This window comes from Streptococcus mitis subsp. hohhotensis, assembly GCF_000722775.1.
In the GTDB taxonomy this organism is placed as follows: Bacteria; Bacillota; Bacilli; order Lactobacillales; family Streptococcaceae; genus Streptococcus; species Streptococcus carlssonii.
Genome location: NZ_JPFZ01000006.1, coordinates 1 through 24520, shown reverse-complemented (window position 1 = coordinate 24520; position 24520 = coordinate 1). Strand labels below are relative to the sequence as shown.

17 protein-coding genes, 2 tRNA genes, 3 rRNA genes, 1 other RNA gene and 5 pseudogenes are annotated in these 24520 nt (G+C 42.7%); 5 read left to right on the top strand and 23 right to left on the bottom strand.

Annotation, left to right across the window (positions count from 1 at the left end; genetic code table 11):
* The first annotated feature begins 71 nt into the window (after positions 1–71).
* Positions 72–1082: a YeiH family protein gene (locus SK608_RS00230; RefSeq protein WP_033675628.1), complete on the top strand. Its 1011-nt coding sequence runs from the start codon at positions 72–74 to the stop codon at positions 1080–1082.
* A 31-nt stretch (positions 1083–1113) separates the two neighbouring features.
* On the opposite strand, the gene SK608_RS00225 is transcribed toward SK608_RS00230, so the two are convergent.
* A complete protein-coding gene (locus tag SK608_RS00225) occupies positions 1114–1551 on the bottom strand; it encodes a CoA-binding protein (RefSeq protein WP_000076477.1) in 438 nt (145 codons plus the stop codon).
* Between the two features lie 84 nt (positions 1552–1635).
* On the bottom strand, positions 1636–4269 hold the full coding sequence (gene polA, locus SK608_RS00220) for a DNA polymerase I (protein WP_033675828.1): 2634 nt from the start codon (positions 4267–4269) through the stop codon (positions 1636–1638).
* Positions 4270–4416: 147 nt separating this feature from the next.
* On the opposite strand from polA, the gene SK608_RS00215 reads away from it, so the two are divergent.
* From SK608_RS00215 to SK608_RS00205, 3 genes and pseudogenes are all read left to right on the top strand, one after another.
* Positions 4417–5331 carry an Rpn family recombination-promoting nuclease/putative transposase gene (locus SK608_RS00215; RefSeq protein WP_033675626.1) on the top strand — a complete coding sequence of 305 codons (915 nt, stop codon included), beginning with the start codon at positions 4417–4419 and terminating at the stop codon, positions 5329–5331.
* A gap of 7 nt (positions 5332–5338) precedes the next feature.
* Positions 5339–5794, top strand: a pseudogene (locus SK608_RS00210) (Rpn family recombination-promoting nuclease/putative transposase); the annotation flags it as partial.
* Positions 5795–6220, top strand: a pseudogene (locus SK608_RS00205) (Rpn family recombination-promoting nuclease/putative transposase); the annotation flags it as partial.
* A 254-nt stretch (positions 6221–6474) separates the two neighbouring features.
* Here SK608_RS00205 and SK608_RS00200 read toward each other — a convergent pair.
* The 16 genes and pseudogenes from SK608_RS00200 to comW form a co-directional block, all read right to left on the bottom strand.
* A complete protein-coding gene (locus tag SK608_RS00200; protein ID WP_033675621.1) occupies positions 6475–6945 on the bottom strand; it encodes a hypothetical protein in 471 nt (156 codons plus the stop codon).
* Positions 6924–7190 (bottom strand): hypothetical protein, encoded by a 267-nt coding sequence (locus tag SK608_RS00195; protein ID WP_033675619.1) that lies wholly within the window; start codon positions 7188–7190, stop codon positions 6924–6926. The genes SK608_RS00200 and SK608_RS00195 overlap by 22 nt, the downstream gene beginning before the upstream one ends.
* A 176-nt stretch (positions 7191–7366) precedes the next feature.
* Positions 7367–8137, bottom strand: a pseudogene (locus SK608_RS00190) (PspC family transcriptional regulator); the annotation flags it as partial.
* A gap of 83 nt (positions 8138–8220) precedes the next feature.
* Complete coding sequence (locus SK608_RS12015) at positions 8221–9138, bottom strand: carboxypeptidase-like regulatory domain-containing protein (RefSeq protein WP_033675617.1); 918 nt, start codon at positions 9136–9138, stop codon at positions 8221–8223.
* Positions 9139–9513: 375 nt separating this feature from the next.
* Positions 9514–9900 (bottom strand): annotated as a pseudogene (locus tag SK608_RS10425) (Rpn family recombination-promoting nuclease/putative transposase); the annotation flags it as partial.
* Positions 9901–9911: 11 nt separating this feature from the next.
* Entirely contained in the window at positions 9912–10787 is an 876-nt protein-coding gene (locus SK608_RS00175; protein ID WP_033675613.1) for an Rpn family recombination-promoting nuclease/putative transposase, read from the bottom strand.
* 118 nt (positions 10788–10905) lie between these two features.
* Positions 10906–11874, bottom strand: coding sequence for a ribose-phosphate diphosphokinase (locus SK608_RS00170; RefSeq protein WP_000010160.1), 969 nt, complete (start codon positions 11872–11874; stop codon positions 10906–10908).
* Between the two features lie 144 nt (positions 11875–12018).
* Entirely contained in the window at positions 12019–12834 is an 816-nt protein-coding gene (locus SK608_RS00165; protein WP_033675611.1) for a PrsW family intramembrane metalloprotease, read from the bottom strand.
* Between the two features lie 24 nt (positions 12835–12858).
* A complete protein-coding gene (locus tag SK608_RS00160) occupies positions 12859–13356 on the bottom strand; it encodes a beta-class carbonic anhydrase (protein WP_033675609.1) in 498 nt (165 codons plus the stop codon).
* Positions 13357–13428: 72 nt separating this feature from the next.
* The gene (gene radA / locus SK608_RS00155; protein WP_082242370.1) at positions 13429–14790 is read right to left on the bottom strand and encodes a DNA repair protein RadA; all 1362 of its coding nucleotides are present in this window, start codon (positions 14788–14790) and stop codon (positions 13429–13431) included.
* Between the two features lie 13 nt (positions 14791–14803).
* Entirely contained in the window at positions 14804–15319 is a 516-nt protein-coding gene (locus SK608_RS00150; RefSeq protein WP_033675607.1) for a histidine phosphatase family protein, read from the bottom strand.
* A 1-nt stretch (position 15320) separates the two neighbouring features.
* Entirely contained in the window at positions 15321–15764 is a 444-nt protein-coding gene (locus SK608_RS00145) for a dUTP diphosphatase (protein ID WP_033675605.1), read from the bottom strand.
* A gap of 56 nt (positions 15765–15820) precedes the next feature.
* An RNA gene (gene ffs, locus SK608_RS10420) (signal recognition particle sRNA small type) lies at positions 15821–15918 on the bottom strand.
* Between the two features lie 32 nt (positions 15919–15950).
* Positions 15951–16418, bottom strand: a complete 468-nt coding sequence (gene tadA, locus SK608_RS00140; protein WP_001110112.1) for a tRNA adenosine(34) deaminase TadA — start codon at positions 16416–16418, stop codon at positions 15951–15953.
* A 199-nt stretch (positions 16419–16617) separates the two neighbouring features.
* A complete protein-coding gene (locus SK608_RS00135) occupies positions 16618–17904 on the bottom strand; it encodes an adenylosuccinate synthase (RefSeq protein WP_001832534.1) in 1287 nt (428 codons plus the stop codon).
* A gap of 230 nt (positions 17905–18134) precedes the next feature.
* The gene (comW, locus tag SK608_RS00130; RefSeq protein ID WP_000940045.1) at positions 18135–18371 is read right to left on the bottom strand and encodes a sigma(X)-activator ComW; all 237 of its coding nucleotides are present in this window, start codon (positions 18369–18371) and stop codon (positions 18135–18137) included.
* Between the two features lie 665 nt (positions 18372–19036).
* Here comW and SK608_RS10410 point away from each other — a divergent pair.
* Positions 19037–19185 (top strand): annotated as a pseudogene (locus SK608_RS10410) (transposase); the annotation flags it as partial.
* An 87-nt stretch (positions 19186–19272) separates the two neighbouring features.
* Here SK608_RS10410 and SK608_RS00125 read toward each other — a convergent pair.
* The 5 genes from SK608_RS00125 to SK608_RS00105 all read right to left on the bottom strand — a co-directional run bounded on the left by SK608_RS00125 (position 19273) and on the right by SK608_RS00105 (position 24238).
* A tRNA-Asn gene (locus tag SK608_RS00125) sits at positions 19273–19346 on the bottom strand.
* A 5-nt stretch (positions 19347–19351) separates the two neighbouring features.
* Positions 19352–19467, bottom strand: a 5S ribosomal RNA gene (gene rrf / locus SK608_RS00120).
* A 76-nt stretch (positions 19468–19543) separates the two neighbouring features.
* Positions 19544–22444, bottom strand: a 23S ribosomal RNA gene (locus SK608_RS00115).
* Positions 22445–22568: 124 nt separating this feature from the next.
* Positions 22569–22641: transfer RNA gene (locus tag SK608_RS00110), tRNA-Ala, on the bottom strand.
* 51 nt (positions 22642–22692) lie between these two features.
* Positions 22693–24238 (bottom strand): 16S ribosomal RNA (locus SK608_RS00105).
* Together the 16S, 23S and 5S rRNA genes with 2 tRNA genes alongside form the textbook arrangement of a ribosomal RNA operon.
* Between the last annotated feature and the right edge of the window lie 282 nt (positions 24239–24520).

The following is a 24520-nucleotide window of genomic DNA, read 5'->3' as shown; positions in this document are numbered from 1 at the left end:
CTTTCCACTTTCTATTTTACTTTTCCTCTTTACAGGTCTATAATGGTAACAGATTCTATTTGGAGGTTTTTATGTCATTTCTATCCAAAAATGGAGCAGGCATCTTGGCCTGCCTTCTCATTTCCATCGTATCTTGGTACTTAGGAGGATTCTTCCCTGTTATTGGCGCGCCTGTCTTTGCAATTTTCATGGGCATGCTCCTACATCCCTTTCTCTCGTCTTATAAACAACTGGATGCTGGATTGACCTTTAGTTCCAAGAAATTGCTCCAGTATGCCGTTATCTTGCTTGGTTTTGGTCTCAATATCTCGCAAGTCTTCGCAGTCGGACAATCTTCACTCCCTGTCATCCTGTCCACCATTTCAATTGCCTTGATTGTTGCCTACCTCTTCCAGCGCTTCTTTGCACTGGACACAAAACTGGCTACCTTGATTGGAGTAGGTTCTTCTATCTGTGGTGGTTCTGCCATTGCAGCGACAGCGCCTGTTATTGATGCTAAGGAAAAGGAAGTAGCCCAAGCCATTTCCGTTATCTTTTTCTTCAATGTCTTGGCTGCGCTCATCTTTCCAACCCTCGGCACCTGGCTTCATCTATCCAATGAAGGCTTCGCCCTCTTTGCAGGGACTGCGGTCAACGACACTTCCTCTGTAACGGCTGCCGCCAGCGCTTGGGACAGTCTTTACCAAAGCAATACCCTCGAGTCTGCAACCATTGTTAAACTCACACGTACTTTGGCCATTATCCCTATCACGCTCTTTCTATCCTACTGGCAAAGTCGCCAACAAGAAAACAAGCAAAGCCTACAACTGAAAAAAGTCTTCCCACTTTTTATCCTTTACTTTATCCTTGCCTCTCTCCTCACTACACTACTCACCTCTCTAGGTGTGTCCAGTAGTTTCTTTACCCCTCTCAAACAACTCTCTAAATTCCTTATTGTCATGGCCATGAGTGCTATCGGTCTCAAAACCAATCTGGTCGCTATGGTCAAATCCAGTGGAAAATCCATTCTTCTCGGAGCCATCTGCTGGATAGCCATCATCCTCACTAGTCTTGGTATGCAGATCCTTATCGGCATTTTCTAACACAAAAGGTAGCCCACCAGCTACCTTTTTCTTATGCTTCCTCAATCAAGCGTGTATGTTCTCTCTTGATACAGCGATTCATCACGATGTCATCACATCCACCAGCACGCAAGATTTCTTCCGCTTCTAGACTTTCAAGTCCTAGCTGTGCCCAAAAAATCTTGGCATCAGCCTTGAGAAAATCACGCGCCACATCTGGCAAAAACTCGCTGCGACGGTAAACATTGACAATATCTACAGGAAAAGGAATCTCAGCGAGGCTAGCATAAGCCTTTTCACCCAAGATTTCGCCACCTGCCGCCTTGGGATTGACTGGAATGATTTTATAACCCCTAGCCTGCATTTCCTTTGTCACTCGATTGCTGGTTGTTTCCTCACGGTCAGACAAACCCACCACAGCAAGGGTTTTACTCGTTGCGAGATACTGACGAATCACACCATCACTTGGATTGATAAATTCTTGACTCATAGAAATCCTCCTTTTTCATCAGTATAGCACAATTTGAAAAGGCTTGCATAATTCTACTACAAAAAAGGAGGACTAGCCCCCTTTTTATTTAGCCTCGTACCAGGTTACCCCTTCATTTTCATCTGCGATGAGGGGAACACTGAGTTGAATGGCTTCTTCCATGGTTTGTTTGACCAATTTTTTCATCTCTGCCAATTCAGATTTAGGAACTTCAAGGACGATTTCATCGTGCACTTGCAGAAGCATCTTAGTCTGATAACCACCTGCAACTAAGGCTTTATCCAGCTGGATCATGGCAATCTTGAGAATATCTGCTGCCGAACCCTGGATAGGTGAGTTGATAGCAGTTCGCTCCGCAAAACCACGAATATTGAAGTTGCGAGAATTGATATCTGGTAACTCACGACGACGCTTGAAAAGTGTCTCTACATATCCCTTATCACGCGCCTCACGCACCACTTCATCCATGTAATTTTTAATACCTGGGAAGCGTTCAAAGTAGGTATCAATGTAGGCTTTGGCTTCCTTACGGCTAATGCCCAGATTATTAGACAAACCAAAATCTGAAATCCCGTAAACCACTCCAAAGTTGACAGCCTTGGCATTGCGACGATCGTTTGCAGTCACATCCTCAGGACACTCAATGCCAAAGACACGCATGGCTGTCGAAGTATGGATATCTGCCCCCTCTTGGAAGGCTTTAATTAAGTGCTCATCCTTAGAAATATGCGCCAAAACGCGCAATTCAATCTGTGAATAATCGGAGCTAAGAAGAACACTATCCTCCCACTCAGGCACAAAAGCCTTACGAATGAGACGACCTTGCTCCAAGCGCACAGGGATATTTTGCAGGTTTGGATCCACACTAGACAGACGCCCAGTCTGGGTCAAATCCTGCACATAGCGAGTATGAATCTTGCCATCAGCCAAAAGCCAGTCCTGCAAGCCAATCACATAAGTAGACTGAATCTTGGCAATCTGACGGTAGTCGAGAATTTTCTTAACAATCGGAGCAATAGGAGCTAAACGTTCCAAGACATCCACCGCAGTCGAGTATCCAGTTTTGGTTTTCTTAGTGTACTCTAGAGGAAGTCCCAATTTTTCAAAGAGAAGCACGCCCAACTGCTTAGGCGAGTTGATATTAAACTCCTCACCAGCCAGTTCGTAAATCTCCTGAGTCAGTTTTTCAATAACAAGCTCATTTTCAGCCTGCATCTCAAGCAAGGTCTCTTTCTTGACCGTAATCCCAGCAATTTCCATCTTGGCAAGGACAAAAGCCAGAGGTTGCTCCATATCATAAAGAAGCTCTAACTGACCATTTTCGCTAAGTTTTTCAAGCAAAATAGGTTCTGTTTCGACCAAAACAGCAAGCTTACGAGCCAAATGCTCCAAGAATTTCTCGCGTTCAGGAATGGCCTTCTTGACTCCCTTACCATAGAAAGTCTCATCATCGGCCAAGTAAGTCTGACCATAAAGACTAGCGATGGTCGCAATTTCATTGTCCTCCACAGTCGAAAGGAGGTATTTAGCCAATCGGCTATCAAAAGCAGGCGCCTGCAAATCCACACCCAAACGATGCAAGAGAACTTTAGCCTTCTTAAAGTCATAAACTCTCAAAGGTGTTTTTTCTAGAAAGTCCTTGAAAATCGGCTCTTGCAAAAGTTCAAGTTTGTCTGTGGCATAGAGCTTATCCCCACAAGACCAAGCAAAACCAACCAAATCATCCGTATGGTAATTCTCACCAAAAAGCTCAAAATGGAAGATAGATTCTTCAGTCAGCATGTCTTGAGTGACTTGATCAACGATAGTAAAGTTCAAACTTTCAGCCACATCAGCTGACGAAACATTTAAAGCCTGTTTGAGCTGTTTGAAGCCCATCTCATCGTAGAATTTCCCAAGATTTTCCACATCTGGACCACTATAGACCAAATCCTCCAAACAAATCTCAATCGGTGCCTTAGTATCAATGGTCGCCAGTGTTTTAGACAAAAAGGCCTGTTCCTTATCATTGATAAGATTTTCCTTCATCTTAGAAGCCTTCATCCCATCGATGTTTTCATAAATTCCCTCGAGTGAGCCATGCTCCAGCAAGAGCTTGATACCCGTCTTTTCACCAATTTTGGTCACCCCAGGGATATTATCCGACTTATCACCCATGAGCGCCTTGAGATCGATAAACTGAGTCGGTGTGATGCCCATCTTTTCCATGAGATAATCTGGCGTAAAGGCCTCGAACTCAGCCACACCTTTCTTGGAAATTTCAACCACCGTATGCTCATCCGTCAGCTGAATCAAATCCTTGTCCCCACTGACAATGGTAATATCAAAACCATCCTGCTCTGCTAGTTTATCCAATGTCCCAATGATATCATCTGCTTCATACTGAGCCAACTCATAATGACGAATCCCCATATGATCCAGCAACTCACGAATGAAAGGAAATTGCTCACGAAACTCATCAGGAGTCTTAGCCCGACCACCCTTATAGTCCGCATACATCTCTGTACGGAAGGTCGTCTTTCCCGCATCAAAAGCCACCAAAATATGACTCGGCTCAACCCGCTCCAACAAATGGCTCAACATCAACTGGAAACCATAAATCGCATTGGTATGCAAGCCAGCCGCATTCTTAAAACGATCCAACTGCTGATAGAGCGCAAAAAACGCCCGAAAAGCAACAGAAGACCCATCAATCAATAATAATTTTTTCTTATCCATACACCCATTATAAAGGAAAGCACCAAAAAATACCATTGGGAAGAGCCAGACCGAGTATTTTTCATCCTTTTTCCGAATAAATAGATAGAGCCAGAGAATCTAGTAAACCTAGATTTAAAAATGTGCTATAATGAAAGGAGAAAGAATATGACATTACGTCATCCGGGCATCAGCCCAACTAATGACTTGGTTGCTAAGAAAATCTTTAGCAACCCAGAAATCACTTGTCAATTTATTCGTGATATGCTGGATTTACCAGCAAAAAATGTGACCATTTTGGAGGGAAGTAATATTCACGTCTTGTCTTCCCTGCCCTACTCGGCGCAGGATTTCTATACCAGTATAGATGTTTTGGCGGAGTTGGACAATGGCACGCAGGTAATCATTGAAATTCAGGTGCATCATCAGAATTTTTTCATCAATCGCTTGTGGGCTTATTTGTGCAGTCAGGTCAATCAAAACCTAGAAAAAATTCGCCAACGAGAAGGTGGTACACACCAGAGTTACAAACACATCGCACCAGTTTACGCAATCGCTATTGTGGATAGCAATTATTTCTCAGATGACCTAGCTTTTCATAGCTTTAGCATGCGAGAGGATACGACAGGTGAGGTCTTAACTATCACAAACAATGGACAGGAACACCATCTAGTCAAGATGGCATTCTTGGAATTAAAAAAATATAGAGAAACCAGCAAAGACAAGGTTCGCAAGCCATGGTTGGAGTTTTTCGGGAACAAACCCTTTACCCAGCGCCCCGAGCGAGCCATCAGCCAGGCAGACCAACTGCTGGACTACAAGAGCTGGTCCGAGGAGGACAGGGAAATGTTTAGTCAACTACGTATGCGTGAAGAACAAGCTTTGTTAGCGCAGGACTATGCCTTGGAACAAGCTGAAGAAAAAGGCTTAGAACGTGGGAAAGTTGAAGGAAGGGAAGAAGGGAAACTTTTTGCCTTCTTAGACATGGTTCGTCAACATGTTTTAACTTCCGAATTTGCGAGTGAACAATTGGGTATGACCGTGGCTGAGTTTGAGGAGCTATTGAAAGACCATCATAAATAAGATCTAAAAATACAGAGAAATCAGCAAAGACGAGGTTCGCAAGCCCTGGTTGGAGTTTTTCGGTAATAAGCCCTTTACTCAACAACCCGAGCGAGCTATCAGCCAGGCAGACCAACTGCTAGACTACAAGAGCTGGGCCGAGGAGGACAGAAAGATGTTTAGTCAACTACGTATGCGTGAAGAACAAGCCTTGTTAGCACAGGACTATGCCTTGGAGTAAGCTGAGGAGAAAGGTTTAGAGCGTGGTCTTGAACGCGGTCGTGCTGAAGGGATTGAACAAGGACTTGAACGAGGACTTGAACGAGGACGATCTGAGGGTCTTGAACAGGGTTTAGAACGTGGAAAACTTTTTGCCTTCTTAGACATGGTTCGTCAACATGTTTTAACTTCCGAATTTGCGAGTGAACAATTGGGTATGACCGTAGCTAAGTTTGAAGAACTATTGAAAGAGCATCTCAAATAAGAACTAAAACAATACAGAGAAACCAGCAAAGACAAGGTTCGCAAGCCGTGGTTGGAGTTTTTCGGCAACAAGCCCTTTACCCAACAACCTGAGCGAGCCATCAGCCAGGCAGACCAACTGCTAGACTACAAGAGCTGGGCCGAGGAGGACAGGAAGATGTTTAGTCAACTACGTATGCGTGAAGAACAAGCTTTGTTAGCGCAGGACTATGCCTTGGAAACTGCTAGGGCGGAGGGTATCGAACAAGGTCTAGAGCGTGGCCGTGCTGAGGGGATTGAACAAGGACTTGAACGAGGACGAGCAGAGGGTATCGAAGAGGGATTAAAAGTAGGTCTAGTAAATCTCGTTTGTCAAGGTCTTTTGACTTCCGAGGTTGCTAGCCAGCAGTTAGGTATGACCGTCTCTGAGTTTGAGGAGCTCTTGTAAGACCATACAATAACTAATAACATAAAAGTGAACAGGACTAAAATACTATCCTGTTCACTTTTTATTTTATGCTATCCAACAAAGCCCTCACGCGATTATATGCCACAAAAAATAGGACACCGTCTTACCGCTGCCCCGTCAAAAATTTAAAATTTTTATTTGATGAATCTATTATACCAATCTTTTTTAATGTATCAAGTATAATCTTTATTTTTTGATATTTAGAAGTGAATTTTTTCTCAGCCTCTATATAATTACGCAAAACAATAATTGCCTTTTAAATCGGATTTAGATATTGCACCTTCTTCGAAATCGATAGAATCTTTCTTGATTATATCTATATTATCGTGAGTTCGAAGAGTTGAGATTGTAATACAAGCTAAGAAATACCAATGCATTACTCGCAATAATTCAGGATTTTTTTTGGATGCAATTATTTCATCTATTTCTTTATCTAACTGTTGCTTCAGAGAACCCTCAACTTTTTTCGAATTTTTCACTATCGTTGAAACATCTGACTGTGTCTCTACAAAAGACAATACAACTTTAGTTAAAGCTGGATATTTCTCTTCGTATTCACAAATCATGTCTTTTATTATATATTTTTCTTGGAAAAGTGTGTATAGAAGATTATATACAAACATTTTCTTATGTTTTTTTGTATCTTGTAGATAGAAAAAGAAACCAAGTAATACAACAATAATTAAAAATAAAATTGTACCCATATTATTCTACCTCCTTTTATTATGAAACATTTTTCTAAATCGTTAATTCTCTTATCTCTATTAACAATTATTTTATTGAGCTCTTCAATCACCTTGGCTTGACTGTTAAAGGTCGTCTTATAATCTTTCCGTCTTTCTTCTTGTAATTTAAAAACAAAATAATAAGCACCTAACGCTACTATGATACAGACTCCCAATGGAACATCATACCCAAAAAATTCTTTTAATGGCTCAATTATATTCATTTATTTAATCCTATTCAAAAAATATGAGACTAAATATAATCCCTATCACTAGTGTAGTAATCTTTTGATATTTTGTCAACACCTTTGTCAACACTTTTTCAATTTTTTTCCAACAAATAACATCCCTATTGACAAAAAAATAAGAGGAATTTCCCCTTATTTCTTTATTATATCCATTACACCCACTCACCGTTGGCGTTTACTGTGTAACCATTGATTGTAGTGCTGACAGCCAGGGCACCTGAGCTATAAGCATAGTACCACTTACCATCTACTTTGAACCAGCCTGTCTTCATAGCGCCTGAACCATCAAGATAATACCATGTACCACCTTGTTTCAACCAGCCAGTTTTCATGGCACCTGAATTATTAAGATAATACCACTTACCATCTACAAGTTTCCAACCTGTCTGCATAGCACCTGAGCCATCTAGATAATACCATGTACCATTTTCTTTTATCCATCTAGTACTCATTTTACCTAAACTGTCGAGATGGTACCAACTACCATTTATAAGTTTCCAACCAGTTTGCATGGCACCTAAATCGTTTAAATAATACCAATTGCCATCAACTTGTTTCCAACCAGTTCTCATCACACCAGTTTCATCCAAGTAATACCATGAACCATCTTTCAGCCAACCTGTCTTCATTCCATCTTCTTTAGAGAAATAATACCAGTCACCGTCAATTTTCTTCCATCCAACAGAGCGATTTCCCTTATTATCAATAAAGAATTTTTTACCATCAATTACAGCAATATTTGGTGTCAGAACACCATCTTTTAGATAGTAAGTTTTTTCATCTATTTTGATAAATCCAGTTTTCTTCTCACCATTTTCAACGAAATAATAAGTCTTATCAGCAACTTTTACCAATTCCAACTGCTTGAAGCCTTCAGTTTCAAAGTAGTAGGTCTTACAATCAATTTTTTGCCATCCAGTCATATAGACAAAACTCAACCCACTACCATTGTTTAAAGTCAAAAAAACAGGAGATTTCTCTCCTGTTATGATTCAATTATTTAAAATTAAACCCATTCACCGTTTCCGTTTACAGTGTAACCATCTACAGTAGTGTTTACTGACAATGCACCTGAACCGTCAACGTGGTACCATTTGTCTTTTACTTGGAACCATTGGCTAGCTTTCATAGCACCTGATGCTTCAAGGAAGTACCATTTACCACCGTCAAACAACCAACCTGTTTGCATTTCACCTGAACCGTTTAGGTAGTACCAAGTGTTACCAACTTTAACCCACCATTTTTGCATTGCGCCTTCAGCGTTAAAGAAGTACCATTTGCCATCAATTTGTTTCCAACCAGTAGCTTTAGTTCCTTGTTCATCAACAAGATAGTTCCATTGACCTTTATCATCTTTAACCCATGCTGATTTAACTACTTCACCATATGATTGACCTGGTTGTGCTGGATGAATTGTGTTGCGGTTGTTTTGAACTGTTGCTGGGCGAATTGAGAATGTTGCAGGAACATCACCAGCAACGGCTGTAACATGACCATTGTATGAGTCTTCTGCATATCCAGCTGGAACATTCAAACGATACGCAACGGCTGTACCTGGTTTAACATCTGCCAATTTAGCAACACCATTAGCATCTGTTGTTACTGATGAAACTTTACCACCAGCATTGAAATCAACAGTAGCACCTGCTACTGGTTTACCAGTTGAAAGATCGATAATTGTTACAGTAACTGTACCTTGTGTATGTGTTGGAGTACCGTAACCGTTGTCGTTAGAACCACGTGGGTTAGTAACTGGTTTAGCTGGTTTGTATTGGTTAGCTGGAGCAACTACACCATCGTGGTGTGTTGGGTTTCCTGCACTACCATCCCATCCTGACCAGTTGCCATATGCATGAACTGGAGCTGCGTTAAGAGCTGCTGCTGCAGCTACAACTGCTGCGCTTGTCAATAAAACTTTTTTCATCGTTTTATCTCCTTCTTTTTTCTTTATATTATTTTCGTAAGACTATCTTACTACCATACAGTATATAAATATTTGCAGAATTTGTCAAGGGTTTTCTTATGTTTTTTAAACTTTTTACCTATTTCTTAGAAAAAAGGAGAAGAAAACTTACTCGCGAAAAAATTCCCCTGAAAGACTCTAGCCTCCAAGTTGACATTTCGCAAACACTCATCCCTCAGATGATAGCTTTTATATCCAAAGTATACAGATAGTTAGACAGAACTTACTTCCTTGGTATTATCTTACAAACCCTTGTAAAAGTCAAGTAAAAACGGCAAGTATTTGGATAACACTTTCCATTTCATAAACTTCCTACTATTAGATGAAAGATCGAACTCACAGTAAAGCCTCAAACTCAGCTACTGTCATACCTAATTGCTGGCTAGCTATCTCGGAAGTCAGAACATGTTGGCGTACTAAATCTAGAAAGGTAAAGATTTGTCCCTCAACTTTTCCACGCTCTAAGCCTTTTTCTTCAGCTTGTTCCAAGGCATAATCCTGAGCCAATAACGCCTGTTCTTCGCGCATACGTAGTTGACTAAACATTTTCCTGTCCTCCTCGGACCAGCTCTTATAGTCTAGCAGTTGATCTGCCTGTCTGATGGCTCGCTGGGGGTGCTGGGTAAAGGGGTTATTCCCGAAAAACTCCAACCACGGCTTGCGAATCCTATCTTTGCTGGTTTCTCTGTATTTTTTTAGTTCCAAGAATGCCATCTTGACTATTAGTGCTAGTCTTACAACAACGCCTCAAACTCAGCGACTGTCATGCCCAATTGCTGGCTAGCTACCTCAGATGTCAGAAGACCTTGGCGGACCATATCCAGGAAGGCAAAGAGTTTCCCACGTTCTAAGCCTTTTTCTTCAGCTTGTTCCAAGGCATAATCCTGAGCCAATAACGCCTGTTCTTCGCGCATACGTAGTTGACTAAACATTTTCCTGTCCTCCTCAGACCAGCTCTTATAGTCCAGCAGTTGGTCTGCTTGGCTGATGGCTCGCTCGGGTTGCTGGGTAAAGGGCTTATTACCGAAAAACTCCAACCACGGCTTGCGAACCTCGTCTTTGCTGGTTTCTCTGTATTTTTTTAATTCCAAGAACGCCATCTTAACCAAATGGTTTTCTTGTCCATTAGTTGTGATAGTTAAAACCTCACCTGTCGTGTCCTCGCGCATACTAAAGCTGTGGAAAGCCAAATCATCTGAGAAGTAATTACTGTCCACAATTGCGATAGCGTAAACAGGTGCGATGTGTTTGTAACTTTGATGAGTATTGCCTTCTTGTTGGCGAACTTTTTCAAGGTTTTGATTGACCTGGCTACACAAATAAGCCCACAGGCGATTGATGAAAAAATTCTGATGATGAACTTGGATTTCAATAATTACTTGCGTTCCATTATCTAGCTCCGCCAAGACGTCTATACTAGTATAGAAATCCTGGGCCGAGTAAGGTACGGAAGGCAAGACGTGAATGTTACTTCCCTCCAAAATGGTTACATTTTTGGCTGGTAAATCCAACATATCGCGAATAAATTGACAAGTGATTTCTGGATTGCTAAAGATTTTCTTAGCTACCAAGTCATTGGTTGGGCTGATGCCCGGATGACGTAATGCCATACTCTTTCTCCTTTCATTATAGCACATTTTTTAATCTAGATTTCCTAGATTCACTGTTACTATCTATTTATTCGCAAAAGAGACGAAAAAAACCTGAGAATTATCTCAGGCTTGGTCATTAAATCTTTTTCTCAATACTGAAAAGTGGAGAAAGTGGGCGTTTTTCATGGATACGCACAATAGCATCCCCTAGGAGATGAGCGATTGAAATTTGCTCAATCTTATCAATCAAACGCTCTTCTGGCAGATAGATGGTATCCAAAACAACCAATTTCTTAATAGCTGAATTTTGGATATTGTCCATAGCAGGACCAGAAAGAACTGGGTGCGTACAGCTTGCATAGACTTCAACAGCACCAGCTTCTGCAAGGGCATCTGCCGCGTGACAAATCGTTCCAGCCGTATCAATCATATCATCAATCAAGATACAAGTCTTGCCTTCGACCTTACCGATAATGTTCATGACTTCACTGGTATTCATCTTATCAACACTACGACGTTTATCAATAATAGCGATAGATGTTTTCAAAAATTCTGCCAACTTACGGGCACGAGTCACCCCTCCATGGTCTGGGCTGACAACCACATAGTCAGAACCAACCATACCACGACGCTCAAAATAATCCGCAATCAGAGGAGCTCCCATTAAGTGATCCACAGGAATATCAAAGAATCCTTGAATCTGCGCAGCATGCAAGTCGATGGTCAATAAACGATCCACTCCAGCTACTTCAAGCATATTTGCGACAAGTTTTGAAGTGATTGGCTCACGCGCTCTCGCCTTTCTATCCTGACGTGCATACCCATAGTAAGGCATGACAACATTGACAGATTCTGCACTCGCACGCTTCAAAGCATCTACCATAATCAAAATTTCAAGCAGATTGTCATTTACAGGCGAACTAGTTGATTGTAGGATAAAGACGTGTTTCCCACGGATTGATTCTTCGATGTTGACCTGAATCTCTCCATCTGAAAATTGGCGAACACTTGATTTCCCCAACTCTATCCCAATCTCCTGCGCCACACGTTCTGCCAATTCTTTATTAGAAGAAAGGGCAAACAGCTTTAAATCAGAAAAAGACATGATTTCCTCCGGTATATATGTATCGCTTGTGCTTTTCACAAGATTTTCCATCTACCATTGTAGCGCTTTTTGCACTATTTTTCAATCAAAAATAAAAGAAGGGCACCATATTTGTACCCTTGCATCATTCTTTTAAAAAATATTCTAGTTCATCAACTCATTGTGCTTCTCAACAATGCGATAAGCCTGATAAAAACCATAGAGAGCAATAGCCGTAACCACTGGAATCGCTAAAGGCAACTCTGTCTCTAATTCTACAAAAGGAGAATTAAACAAGAAGTGAGTTCCCAAGGCTAAACCTAGGAAAATAAGCCCCTGTTTCTTGCCAACCTTCTGCCCTTTATATGCTCTGTAAAGCAAGTAAACACCTACTACAGCCAGGCCTGAAAAAGTCCAGTGAGAGGCAATTCCTGAGATGATACGCTCTAAAATCCTCGAAATAGTAAAGTCAAAGCCCTCTGGCAAATCCGTACGAATGTAGCCAATATCCTCAATCATTTGGAATCCCAAACCTGAAGCAATCCCAAGTAAAAACAAAGATTTTAATTTTCGCACAGGAACCAAAGCCAAAACAAAAACAAGTGGCAATAATTTCAAGGGTTCTTCTACTAAAGGAGCCACAATCGCACTTTCAAAGGCATTTAAAAATGCACTATCTGGGAAAAGAACGCCCAGCAAATCATGGATATAGGTATTCGCAAAGCTAGACAACCAGCCTGAAAGGAACATCCCACCCAATAAAGACAGAATCAAGGCCTTCTTTGGTAATTCCCATTTTTTCCCAATACGGAAAAGGAAATAAAGAGCCGGAATCATGTAAAAGAGAGCTAGAAAGATAGAAACTCCCATTAGTCCATATTCCGCACCTGACATCGAACCGTCAGTATAGTAGATAGTTTCATACTGCAAACCAATACATAGCAATAAGATAAAAATAAATAAAATGCTGTTTTTCTTCATACACTTTCTTTCTAAATGGAATTTTTACAATTCTACAACCGTCATACTTCCTGTATCTACATCATAAATGGCACCAGAGATAATGACATCGTCTGGGATTAGGAGAGAATCGATAAGGAGTTGCATATCCTCGCGTACACTCTCCTCTATATCTTGGAAGGGCAAGAAGTCCTGGTCTGACACATCGACACCTAGTTCCTCTTTTAAATACTCCTGAAAAGGACCATTTTCAAAAGTCTGAGCACCACAGTCTGTATGGTGCAACACCACGATCTCTCTTGTCCCCATTTGTTGCTGGGAAATAACCAGCGAACGAATCATGTCCTCAGTCACTCGGCCACCTGCATTCCGCAAGATATGAGCATCCCCAAGTGCCAAACCTAGAGCTTGCGCAACGTGCAAACGAGAGTCCATACAGGTCACAATGGCAACTCTTGTTTTGGGTTTAAGTGGCAGATTTAACTGCCCATGTAGAGCAACATAAGCCTGATTGGCTTGCATAAACTGTTCAAAATACGACACGATTCCCTCCTTGAAAATTTGATAGTCAAATATTTCTCCTATCTTATCATTTTTAAGAGGATTTGTCACGGATTATGCAAAGACCTTTTTCAAAACTTCCTGAATCGTTGTCACCCCAATGACCTGAATTTCCTTGGGCGGAGTGATTCCTGTCAAGGAATTCTTAGGTACATAAATCTTAGTAAATCCCAGTTTAGCAGCTTCGTTAATGCGTTGTTCGATACGATTTACGCGCCGAATTTCTCCAGTCAAACCTAGTTCTCCTACAAAACATTCCTGAGGATTGGTTTGCTTGTCTTTATAGCTCGAAGCAATGGCAACAGCAACGGCTAAGTCAATGGCAGGTTCGTCCAATTTGACACCGCCAGCAGATTTGAGATAGGCATCCTGATTTTGCAAGAGAAGCCCTGCCCGCTTTTCCAAAACAGCCATAATCAAGCTAGCACGATTAAAATCAAGTCCTGTCGTCGTACGCTTGGCATTTCCAAACATGGTCGGTGTCACCAAGGCCTGAACCTCCGCCAAAATCGGACGCGTCCCTTCCATAGTCACAACGATTGACGAACCAGTCGCCCCATCCAAACGCTCTTCTAAGAAAACTTGACTCGGATTGAGTACCTCAACCAAACCGCCCGACTGCATCTCAAAAATCCCAATCTCATTAGTGGAACCAAAACGATTTTTGACCGCTCTCAAAATACGAAATGTATGGTGGCGCTCCCCTTCAAAGTAAAGCACCGTATCCACCATATGCTCCAACATTCTCGGCCCAGCCAAGGTTCCTTCCTTGGTCACATGACCTACGATAAAGATGGCAATGTTATTAGTTTTGGCCAGTTGCATGAGCTCAGCCGTCACCTCACGCACTTGAGAAACAGACCCCTGCACCCCTGAAATCTCAGGAGACATAATGGTCTGGATAGAGTCAATGATGAGGAAGTCTGGCTGGATGCGCTCCACCTCAGCTCGAACACTCTGCATATTGGTCTCTGCATAGAGATAAAACTCGCTATCAATATCTCCCAAGCGCTCTGCTCGTAGTTTAATCTGCTGGGCAGACTCCTCCCCACTGACATAGAGAACTGTCCCCACTTGAGACAACTGGGTTGAGACTTGTAGGAGAAGGGTTGATTTCCCGATTCCAGGATCCCCACCGATTAGGACGAGACTTCCTGGTACCACTCCGCCTCCAAGTACACGGTTGAATTCCTCCATCTCCGTCTTGGTTCGATTGACATTGATTGAAGTCACCTCAGCCAATTTCATGGGCTTGGTTTTCTCACCTGTCAAGGACACACGCGCATTCTTGACCTCGGCAACCTCAACCTCTTCTACAAAAGAAGACCAAGACCCACAGTTGGGGCATCGTCCCAGATATTTAGGGGAATTATACCCACAATTTTGACATACAAATGTCGCTTTTTTCTTTGCGATGATAAACCTCTTTCTATATCTCTAACTCATACTCAATCACTTGGCAAAAATCAATCTTCTCATTTGGTACAAACTGGCGCATGAGCATGTTGTGAGTTACCACTACCACAGTCTGATATTCTCGATACTTAGCCATGCATTCTAGAAAACGAGACTTCATCTCCGTAGCTGTCTCATATTGAATAGGACTATTAGGAAACAACTCCCCCTTATTTTCTAAAAACAGTCTTCTAGCTGTTTCAAAGTTTTCTATTCCAGTTCCATAGACCTGCCATTCATGTAATAAAGTCTCTACTCTTAAAGGAAGTCCCGTAGCACAAGTCACATAGCTAGCAGTCTCTAAAGCTCTTGTGACTGCAGAAGATATGATTATTTCTGCTGAAGAGAGTAAAGGGTTGATGCTCAGTTCCTGAGCTTGCAGTCGTCCCTTCTCAGACAAAGGCGCCAAATCTATCCCAAATCCCGTATAAGAACGCTCCTCTAACTCACGGTAATCTGGCTCCCCGTGACGTACAAAGATAATCTTCATCCTAGTTCCCAGTCGATCCAAATCCACCAGTTCGAACGCCATCAGCCACATCTCCATCTGCAATTAAGAAAGGAGCAAAAACAGCCTGGACAACACGTTCCCCAACTTCAAGAACAACTTCTTGATCTGTAATATTCTTCATCTGAGCAAAAATATGCCCTTCATTCCCAGGATTTCCATAATAATCCCCATCAATGACCCCAACTGAGTTAATCAAGACCAAACCCTTCTTACGAGGATTTGAGGAGCGATCATAAAGGTAAAGAACCTCAGTCGGCTGCATATAAGCCTTAACACCTGTCGGAACCAAGACAATCTCTCCTGGCGCAATAACCGTACGCACAGCAACCTTTAAGTCGTAACCAGCCGCATGTGCTGTCTCACGCTTGGGCAATAAATTTTCATCTGTAAAACTAGAAACCAATTCAAAACCACGAATTTTCATCATCTTCTCTTTTCTATTATCATTTATTCTAGATTATTCTATCTTATTTATTCGGAAAAAGCACGAAAAAAAGAGCACACAATTCAAATCGCTTAGGGCTGCTGGATTCCTCCCCTGACCCGCTTCACGCAGAACTGTTGCTCCACTATTTATTATATCACATTCCTATTCATTTTAAAAGCAAAATTATTTTTTCCGTCTATTTCTAAAAAAGTCCTGCATAATAGCTGCGCATTCATCTTCCAAAATTCCCGTTTCAACCTCCACACGATGGTTAAGACGCTCATCTGTCAAGATATCGTACAAACTCCCAGCAGCGCCAAATTTCTGGTTTTTAGCCCCATAGACCACGTTTGGAATACGGGCAAGTCCAATCGCCCCACTACACATGACACAAGGCTCAATGGTCACAAAAAGCGTGCAGTCCAGCAAGCGCCAGCTCTCCTCACTTAGGTTCGCATTCTCTATGGCCATAATTTCCGCATGCATAACCGCTCGCTGCAGTTCCTCACGCGCATTATGCCCACGGCCAATGATTTCTCCGTCCTTGACAATCACACAACCAATTGGAATTTCATCGTGTTCAAGAGCAATCTCAGCCTCTCTCAAGGCCTCCCTCATAAAGACTTCTTTTTCTTCAACTGTATAATTCATCAATTTACCTTTTCCTACTTGTCAGTTTTATTATTATATCATGAATCCCAAGACAAAAAAAGCCACCGAATGCGGTGACTTTATAGGGAGATTATTATGAAAAAGAAAAGTTTAGGATATTTGTTACAACAAGTTAGGAGGTCTTCTTGTAACTGTCTATAGTATACCCGACCTATCTTAAACAAATCTTAAAAATCTCTTAGGACCAAACACTTTCTAAAATATTTGTTTGTTCACGACCAGGACCCACTGAGAAAGTAGAAATACGAACGCCAACCAATTCACTCACACGACGAACGTAGTTACGCGCATTCTCAGGAAGATCTTCCAAATTACGAACTCCGGTAATATCTTCTGACCAACCTGGCAACTCTTCATAGATAGGCTTGCAACGTTTCAATTGCTCAAGACTAGCTGGATAGTAGTCAATACGTTGACCATCAAGATCATAGGCCACACAGATTTTCACTGTATCTAAACCACTCAAAACATCGATAGAGTTCAATGAAAGGTTAGTAATACCAGAAACACGACGGCTATGACGCATCACAACTGAGTCAAACCAACCTACACGACGTGGACGACCAGTTGTTGTACCATATTCATGACCTACTTCACGGATACGTTCTCCCACTTCATCAAACAACTCAGTTGGGAAAGGACCGTCTCCTACACGACTCGTATAGGCTTTACATACACCAACAACCTTGTCAATCTTACTTGGACCAACACCAGAACCAATCGTAACACCACCAGCCACAGGGTTTGATGACGTAACAAATGGATAAGTACCTTGGTCGATATCTAGCATAACTCCTTGTGCACCTTCAAAAAGCACACGTTTACCGTTATCAAGCGCATCATTCAAAATGACAGATGTGTCTGTCACATATTTCTTGATTTGTTGACCATATTCGTAATATTCTTCAAAAATATCATCGAAAGCAATCGCTTTACTGTCATACAATTTTTCAAAAAGACGATTCTTTTCAGCAAGGTTACGTTCTAAACGCTCACGGAAAATATCTTTATCCAAAAGATCGGCGATACGAATCCCAACACGAGCAGCCTTGTCCATATAAGCTGGACCAATTCCCTTGATTGTAGTACCAATCTTATTGTCGCCCTTAGCCTCTTCTTGCAAACGGTCTAACTCGATATGATAAGGCAAAATAACATGCGCGCGATCAGAAATACGCAAGTTATCAGTTGTCACACCCTCCTCATGAAGATAGCTCAACTCTTTCACAAGAGATTTAGGATTTACAACCATACCATTCCCAATAACAGAGATTTTTTCAGGGAAGAAAATTCCAGATGGAATCAAGTGCAACTTAAATTTCTTACCATCGATCACAATCGTGTGACCTGCATTATCACCACCCTGGTAACGTGCAATCACTTCTGCATTCGCTGAAAGGAAATCTGTAATCTTCCCTTTACCTTCATCACCCCATTGGGTACCTACAACAACAACTGAAGTCATAATCTTGTCTGAGCCCTCAGGCTCTTCCTTTCTCACATACATGGCAGGAATCTCACCTGCAATTATATCTTACAATTTATTATAAGAAAAAATCGACTTTTTATCAAGAAGAAACAATAGAAAGATTTGCTATTTCCAACTATTAAAAAATGATTTAGAAAAATAACTAGCTATTTATTATTATCTTTCTATAAAAAAGTAAATTTGTTCGGAAATTAACTCAGACTATCTCAACAAGAAATAAAACCTTGTTTCATTATCATCTTTTCAAGATACAAACGATAAGCAACACGATAATGGTAAACAATAAAATCCCTACGACACCCAATACCATATCTAACTAAATAATAAATCAAAAATTTAAAATGAAAATGTTCCCAGTCCCAACTATTACCAAAGAAAGTAGCATACTCTTCTTCGATACTGTCATAGAAATCAGTCATCTGATCATAAATATTTTGTAGCATAAGCATACACTCCTTTACTTTTTATGATCTTATTCTAACAAAAAATTTTAATTAATCATTAATAACTCCTGAATTGTTAAAATACCAACCTCAACAAGAGAAAAAATAGGAAAAGTTGACAGAATAGAAATAAATTTACTACCTAAATTAGACTTTGATAAAAACCTTATTGACTGCGTTAAATACTAAAAGAGACTGAGGAAAAAATCTTAAAATAAGAAAAACGCATATTATCAGATATTCAAATCTATGTAATCTTGCATTATCTATAATAGCTGATGGTATGCTTAATTTTGTATAGTCGCTTAGTTTAAAATGCGCATGTTATAATAAAGCTATGCATATCTAGTAAATTGAAATAAGAGATGAATAAATCGATTAGGAAAGTCAAATTAATTTCTAGAAATATTTTTAGTAGTTGTAACATACTATTCTAGTTCCAATCTACTATATTGACGAAACGGGAATCGCCCCCTACCTCTATCGTCCTTATGATGCACGGACTCCTAGAGAGGAGAAAGTATATGAAAATATTATCGGACGGCGTTTTGAGCGGACTTCAATTGTTTCAAGAAAAGTAGAGGGAGAGTTTATAGTTCCTATTTGTAAAGTGGTTCAAAATGCAACTCCTACCTACTTTGAAGAGACTTCATATTACAACTTACAACGCTAAATTAGAAGCGACTAATAATCTCATTAAACTTATCAAGCGAAATGCCTTTGGATTTCGGAACTTTGAAAACTTCAAAAAAGGATTTTTATCGCTCTGAATATCAAAAAAGAAAGGACAAAATGTGTCCTTTCTCGAGCTTAGCTTTTCTTCAACCCACTACAGTTGAAAAAGAGCCTAGATTATTAATTACATAACAAAAAAGAGGCTGAAACCTCCTTTAATTAACTACTCCGCCAGTAGGACTCGAACCTACGACATCATGATTAACAGTCATGCGCTACTACCAACTGAGCTATGGCGGAATAAAGCTAAGCGACTTCCATATCTCACAGGGGGCAACCCCCAACTACTTCCGGCGTTCTAGGGCTTAACTTCTGTGTTCGGCATGGGTACAGGTGTATCTCCTAGGCTATCGTCACTTAACTCTGAGTAATACCTACTCAAAATTGAATATCTATTCAAATCAAGAAAACCTCTCGCTTTCATATTCTCAGTTACTTTGGATAAGTCCTCGAGCTATTAGTATTAGTCCGCTACATGTGTCGCCACACTTCCACTTCTAACCTATCTACCTGATCATCTCTCAGGGCTCTTACTGATATAAAATCATGGGAAATCTCATCTTGAGGTGGGTTTCACACTTAGATGCTTTCAGCGTTTATCCCTTCCCTACATAGCTACCCAGCGATGCCTTTGGCAAGACAACTGGTACACCAGCGGTAAGTCCACTCTGGTCCTCTCGTACTAGGAGCAGATCCTCTCAAATTTCCTACGCCCGCGACGGATAGGGACCGAACTGTCTCACGACGTTCTGAACCCAGCTCGCGTGCCGCTTTAATGGGCGAACAGCCCAACCCTTGGGACCGACTACAGCCCCAGGATGCGACGAGCCGACATCGAGGTGCCAAACCTCCCCGTCGATGTGAACTCTTGGGGGAGATAAGCCTGTTATCCCCAGGGTAGCTTTTATCCGTTGAGCGATGGCCCTTCCATACGGAACCACCGGATCACTAAGCCCGACTTTCGTCCCTGCTCGAGTTGTAGCTCTCGCAGTCAAGCTCCCTTATACCTTTACACTCTGCGAATGATTTCCAACCATTCTGAGGGAACCTTTGGGCGCCTCCGTTACCTTTTAGGAGGCGACCGCCCCAGTCAAACTGCCCGTCAGACACTGTCTCCGATAGGGATCACCTATCCGGGTTAGAGTGGCCATAACACAAGGGTAGTATCCCAACAACGTCTCCTTCGAAACTGGCGTCCCGATCTCTTAGACTCCTACCTATCCTGTACATGTGGTACAGACACTCAATATCAAACTGCAGTAAAGCTCCATGGGGTCTTTCCGTCCTGTCGCGGGTAACCTGCATCTTCACAGGTACTAAAATTTCACCGAGTCTCTCGTTGAGACAGTGCCCAAATCATTACGCCTTTCGTGCGGGTCGGAACTTACCCGACAAGGAATTTCGCTACCTTAGGACCGTTATAGTTACGGCCGCCGTTTACTGGGGCTTCAATTCATACCTTCGCTTGCGCTAAGCACTCCTCTTAACCTTCCAGCACCGGGCAGGCGTCACCCCCTATACATCATCTTACGATTTAGCAGAGAGCTGTGTTTTTGATAAACAGTTGCTTGGGCCTATTCACTGCGGCTGACTTAAAGTCAGCACCCCTTCTCCCGAAGTTACGGGGTCATTTTGCCGAGTTCCTTAACGAGAGTTCTCTCGCTCACCTGAGGCTACTCGCCTCGACTACCTGTGTCGGTTTGCGGTACGGGTAGAGTATGTTTAAACGCTAGAAGCTTTTCTTGGCAGTGTGACGTCACTAACTTCGCTACTAAACTTCGCTCCCCATCACAGCTCAATGTTATAGATATAAGCATTTGACTCATATCACACCTCACTGCTTAGACAGACTCTTCCAATCGTCTGCTTTAGTTAGCCTACTGCGTCCCTCCATCACTACATACTCTAGTACAGGAATATCAACCTGTTGTCCATCGGATACACCTTTCGGTCTCTCCTTAGGTCCCGACTAACCCAGGGCGGACGAGCCTTCCCCTGGAAACCTTAGTCTTACGGTGGACAGGATTCTCACCTGTCTTTCGCTACTCATACCGGCATTCTCACTTCTATGCGTTCCAGCACTCCTCACGGTACACCTTCTTCACACATAGAACGCTCTCCTACCATACCTATAAAGGTATCCACAGCTTCGGTAAATTGTTTTAGCCCCGGTACATTTTCGGCGCAGGGTCACTCGACTAGTGAGCTATTACGCACTCTTTGAATGAATAGCTGCTTCTAAGCTAACATCCTAGTTGTCTGTGCAACCCCACATCCTTTTCCACTTAACAATTATTTTGGGACCTTAGCTGGTGGTCTGGGCTGTTTCCCTTTCGACTACGGATCTTAGCACTCGCAGTCTGACTGCCGACCATAATTCATTGGCATTCGGAGTTTATCTGAGATTGGTAATCCGGGATGGACCCCTCACCCAAACAGTGCTCTACCTCCAAGAATCTTAATGTCGACGCTAGCCCTAAAGCTATTTCGGAGAGAACCAGCTATCTCCAAGTTCGTTTGGAATTTCTCCGCTACCCACAAGTCATCCAAGCACTTTTCAACGTGCCCTGGTTCGGTCCTCCAGTGCGTCTTACCGCACCTTCAACCTGCTCATGGGTAGGTCACATGGTTTCGGGTCTACGTCATGATACTAATTCGCCCTATTCAGACTCGGTTTCCCTACGGCTCCGTCTCTTCAACTTAACCTCGCATCATAACGTAACTCGCCGGTTCATTCTACAAAAGGCACGCTCTCACCCATTAACGGGCTCGAACTTGTTGTAGGCACACGGTTTCAGGTTCTATTTCACTCCCCTCCCGGGGTGCTTTTCACCTTTCCCTCACGGTACTGGTTCACTATCGGTCACTAGGGAGTATTTAGGGTTGGGAGATGGTCCTCCCAGATTCCGACGGGATTTCTCGTGTCCCGCCGTACTCAGGATACTGCTAGGTACAAAGACTATTTTAAATACGAGGCTATTACTCTCTTTGGCTGATCTTCCCAAATCATTCTTCTATAATCTTTGAGTCCACATTGCAGTCCTACAACCCCGAAGAGTAAACTCTTCGGTTTGCCCTTCTGCCGTTTCGCTCGCCGCTACTAAGGCAATCGCTTTTGCTTTCTCTTCCTGCAGCTACTTAGATGTTTCAGTTCACTGCGTCTTCCTCCTCACATCCTTAACAGATGTGGGTAACAGGTAGTACCTGTTGGGTTCCCCCATTCGGAAATCCCTGGATCATCGCTTACTTACAGCTACCCAAGGCATATCGTCGTTTGTCACGTCCTTCTTCGGCTCCTAGTGCCAAGGCATCCACCGTGCGCCCTTATTAACTTAACCTTATTCTTTGACCTTTCAGTCATAAACTCTTATTAATACTACAGCGTTTTCGGTTTATTTTCTTGTTACTATTTGATATAGATATTCAATTTTCAATGTGCATTACTTGGTGATCTCTCACCAATGGAGCCTAGCGGGATCGAACCGCTGACCTCCTGCGTGCAAAGCAGGCGCTCTCCCAGCTGAGCTAAGGCCCCACAAGACCTCTCAAGACTAAACAAGACCAATGCGCAGTTCCTTATCCTTAGAAAGGAGGTGATCCAGCCGCACCTTCCGATACGGCTACCTTGTTACGACTTCACCCCAATCATCTATCCCACCTTAGGCGGCTGGCTCCTTACGGTTACCTCACCGACTTCGGGTGTTACAAACTCTCGTGGTGTGACGGGCGGTGTGTACAAGGCCCGGGAACGTATTCACCGCGGCGTGCTGATCCGCGATTACTAGCGATTCCGACTTCATGTAGGCGAGTTGCAGCCTACAATCCGAACTGAGACTGGCTTTAAGAGATTAGCTTGCCGTCACCGGCTTGCGACTCGTTGTACCAGCCATTGTAGCACGTGTGTAGCCCAGGTCATAAGGGGCATGATGATTTGACGTCATCCCCACCTTCCTCCGGTTTATTACCGGCAGTCTCGCTAGAGTGCCCAACTGAATGATGGCAACTAACAATAGGGGTTGCGCTCGTTGCGGGACTTAACCCAACATCTCACGACACGAGCTGACGACAACCATGCACCACCTGTCACCTCTGTCCCGAAGGAAAACTCTATCTCTAGAGCGGTCAGAGGGATGTCAAGACCTGGTAAGGTTCTTCGCGTTGCTTCGAATTAAACCACATGCTCCACCGCTTGTGCGGGCCCCCGTCAATTCCTTTGAGTTTCAACCTTGCGGTCGTACTCCCCAGGCGGAGTGCTTAATGCGTTAGCTGCGGCACTAAACCCCGGAAAGGGTCTAACACCTAGCACTCATCGTTTACGGCGTGGACTACCAGGGTATCTAATCCTGTTTGCTCCCCACGCTTTCGAGCCTCAGCGTCAGTTACAAGCCAGAGAGCCGCTTTCGCCACCGGTGTTCCTCCATATATCTACGCATTTCACCGCTACACATGGAATTCCACTCTCCCCTCTTGCACTCAAGTTAAACAGTTTCCAAAGCGTACTATGGTTAAGCCACAGCCTTTAACTTCAGACTTATCTAACCGCCTGCGCTCGCTTTACGCCCAATAAATCCGGACAACGCTCGGGACCTACGTATTACCGCGGCTGCTGGCACGTAGTTAGCCGTCCCTTTCTGGTAAGATACCGTCACAGTGTGAACTTTCCACTCTCACACTCGTTCTTCTCTTACAACAGAGCTTTACGATCCGAAAACCTTCTTCACTCACGCGGCGTTGCTCGGTCAGACTTCCGTCCATTGCCGAAGATTCCCTACTGCTGCCTCCCGTAGGAGTCTGGGCCGTGTCTCAGTCCCAGTGTGGCCGATCACCCTCTCAGGTCGGCTATGTATCGTCGCCTTGGTGAGCCGTTACCCCACCAACTAGCTAATACAACGCAGGTCCATCTGGTAGTGATGCAATTGCACCTTTTAAGCAAATGTCATGCAACATCTACTATTATGCGGTATTAGCTATCGTTTCCAATAGTTATCCCCCGCTACCAGGCAGGTTACCTACGCGTTACTCACCCGTTCGCAACTCATCCAGAAGAGCAAGCTCCTCCTTCAGCGTTCTACTTGCATGTATTAGGCACGCCGCCAGCGTTCGTCCTGAGCCAGGATCAAACTCTCATTAAAAGTTTGAGTTCTCACTCATTTCTGTCACTGACAGATTTATTGTTTTTCATTGTTCAGTACTACAACCTTAGTTGTAGTGCCCTGCACATTGGTTCGTCTTGTTCAGTTTTCAAAGGTCTTTGTCACTCACTTCTCTCAAGCGACAACTATATTAGTATATCACAGTTGCTTTCGCTTGTCAACACTTTTTTGAAACTTTTTTAAAACTTTTTTCATCAAGTGCCTCAACCGCAACATACCATAGTCCGTACGGGATTCGAACCCGTGTTACCGCCGTGAAAA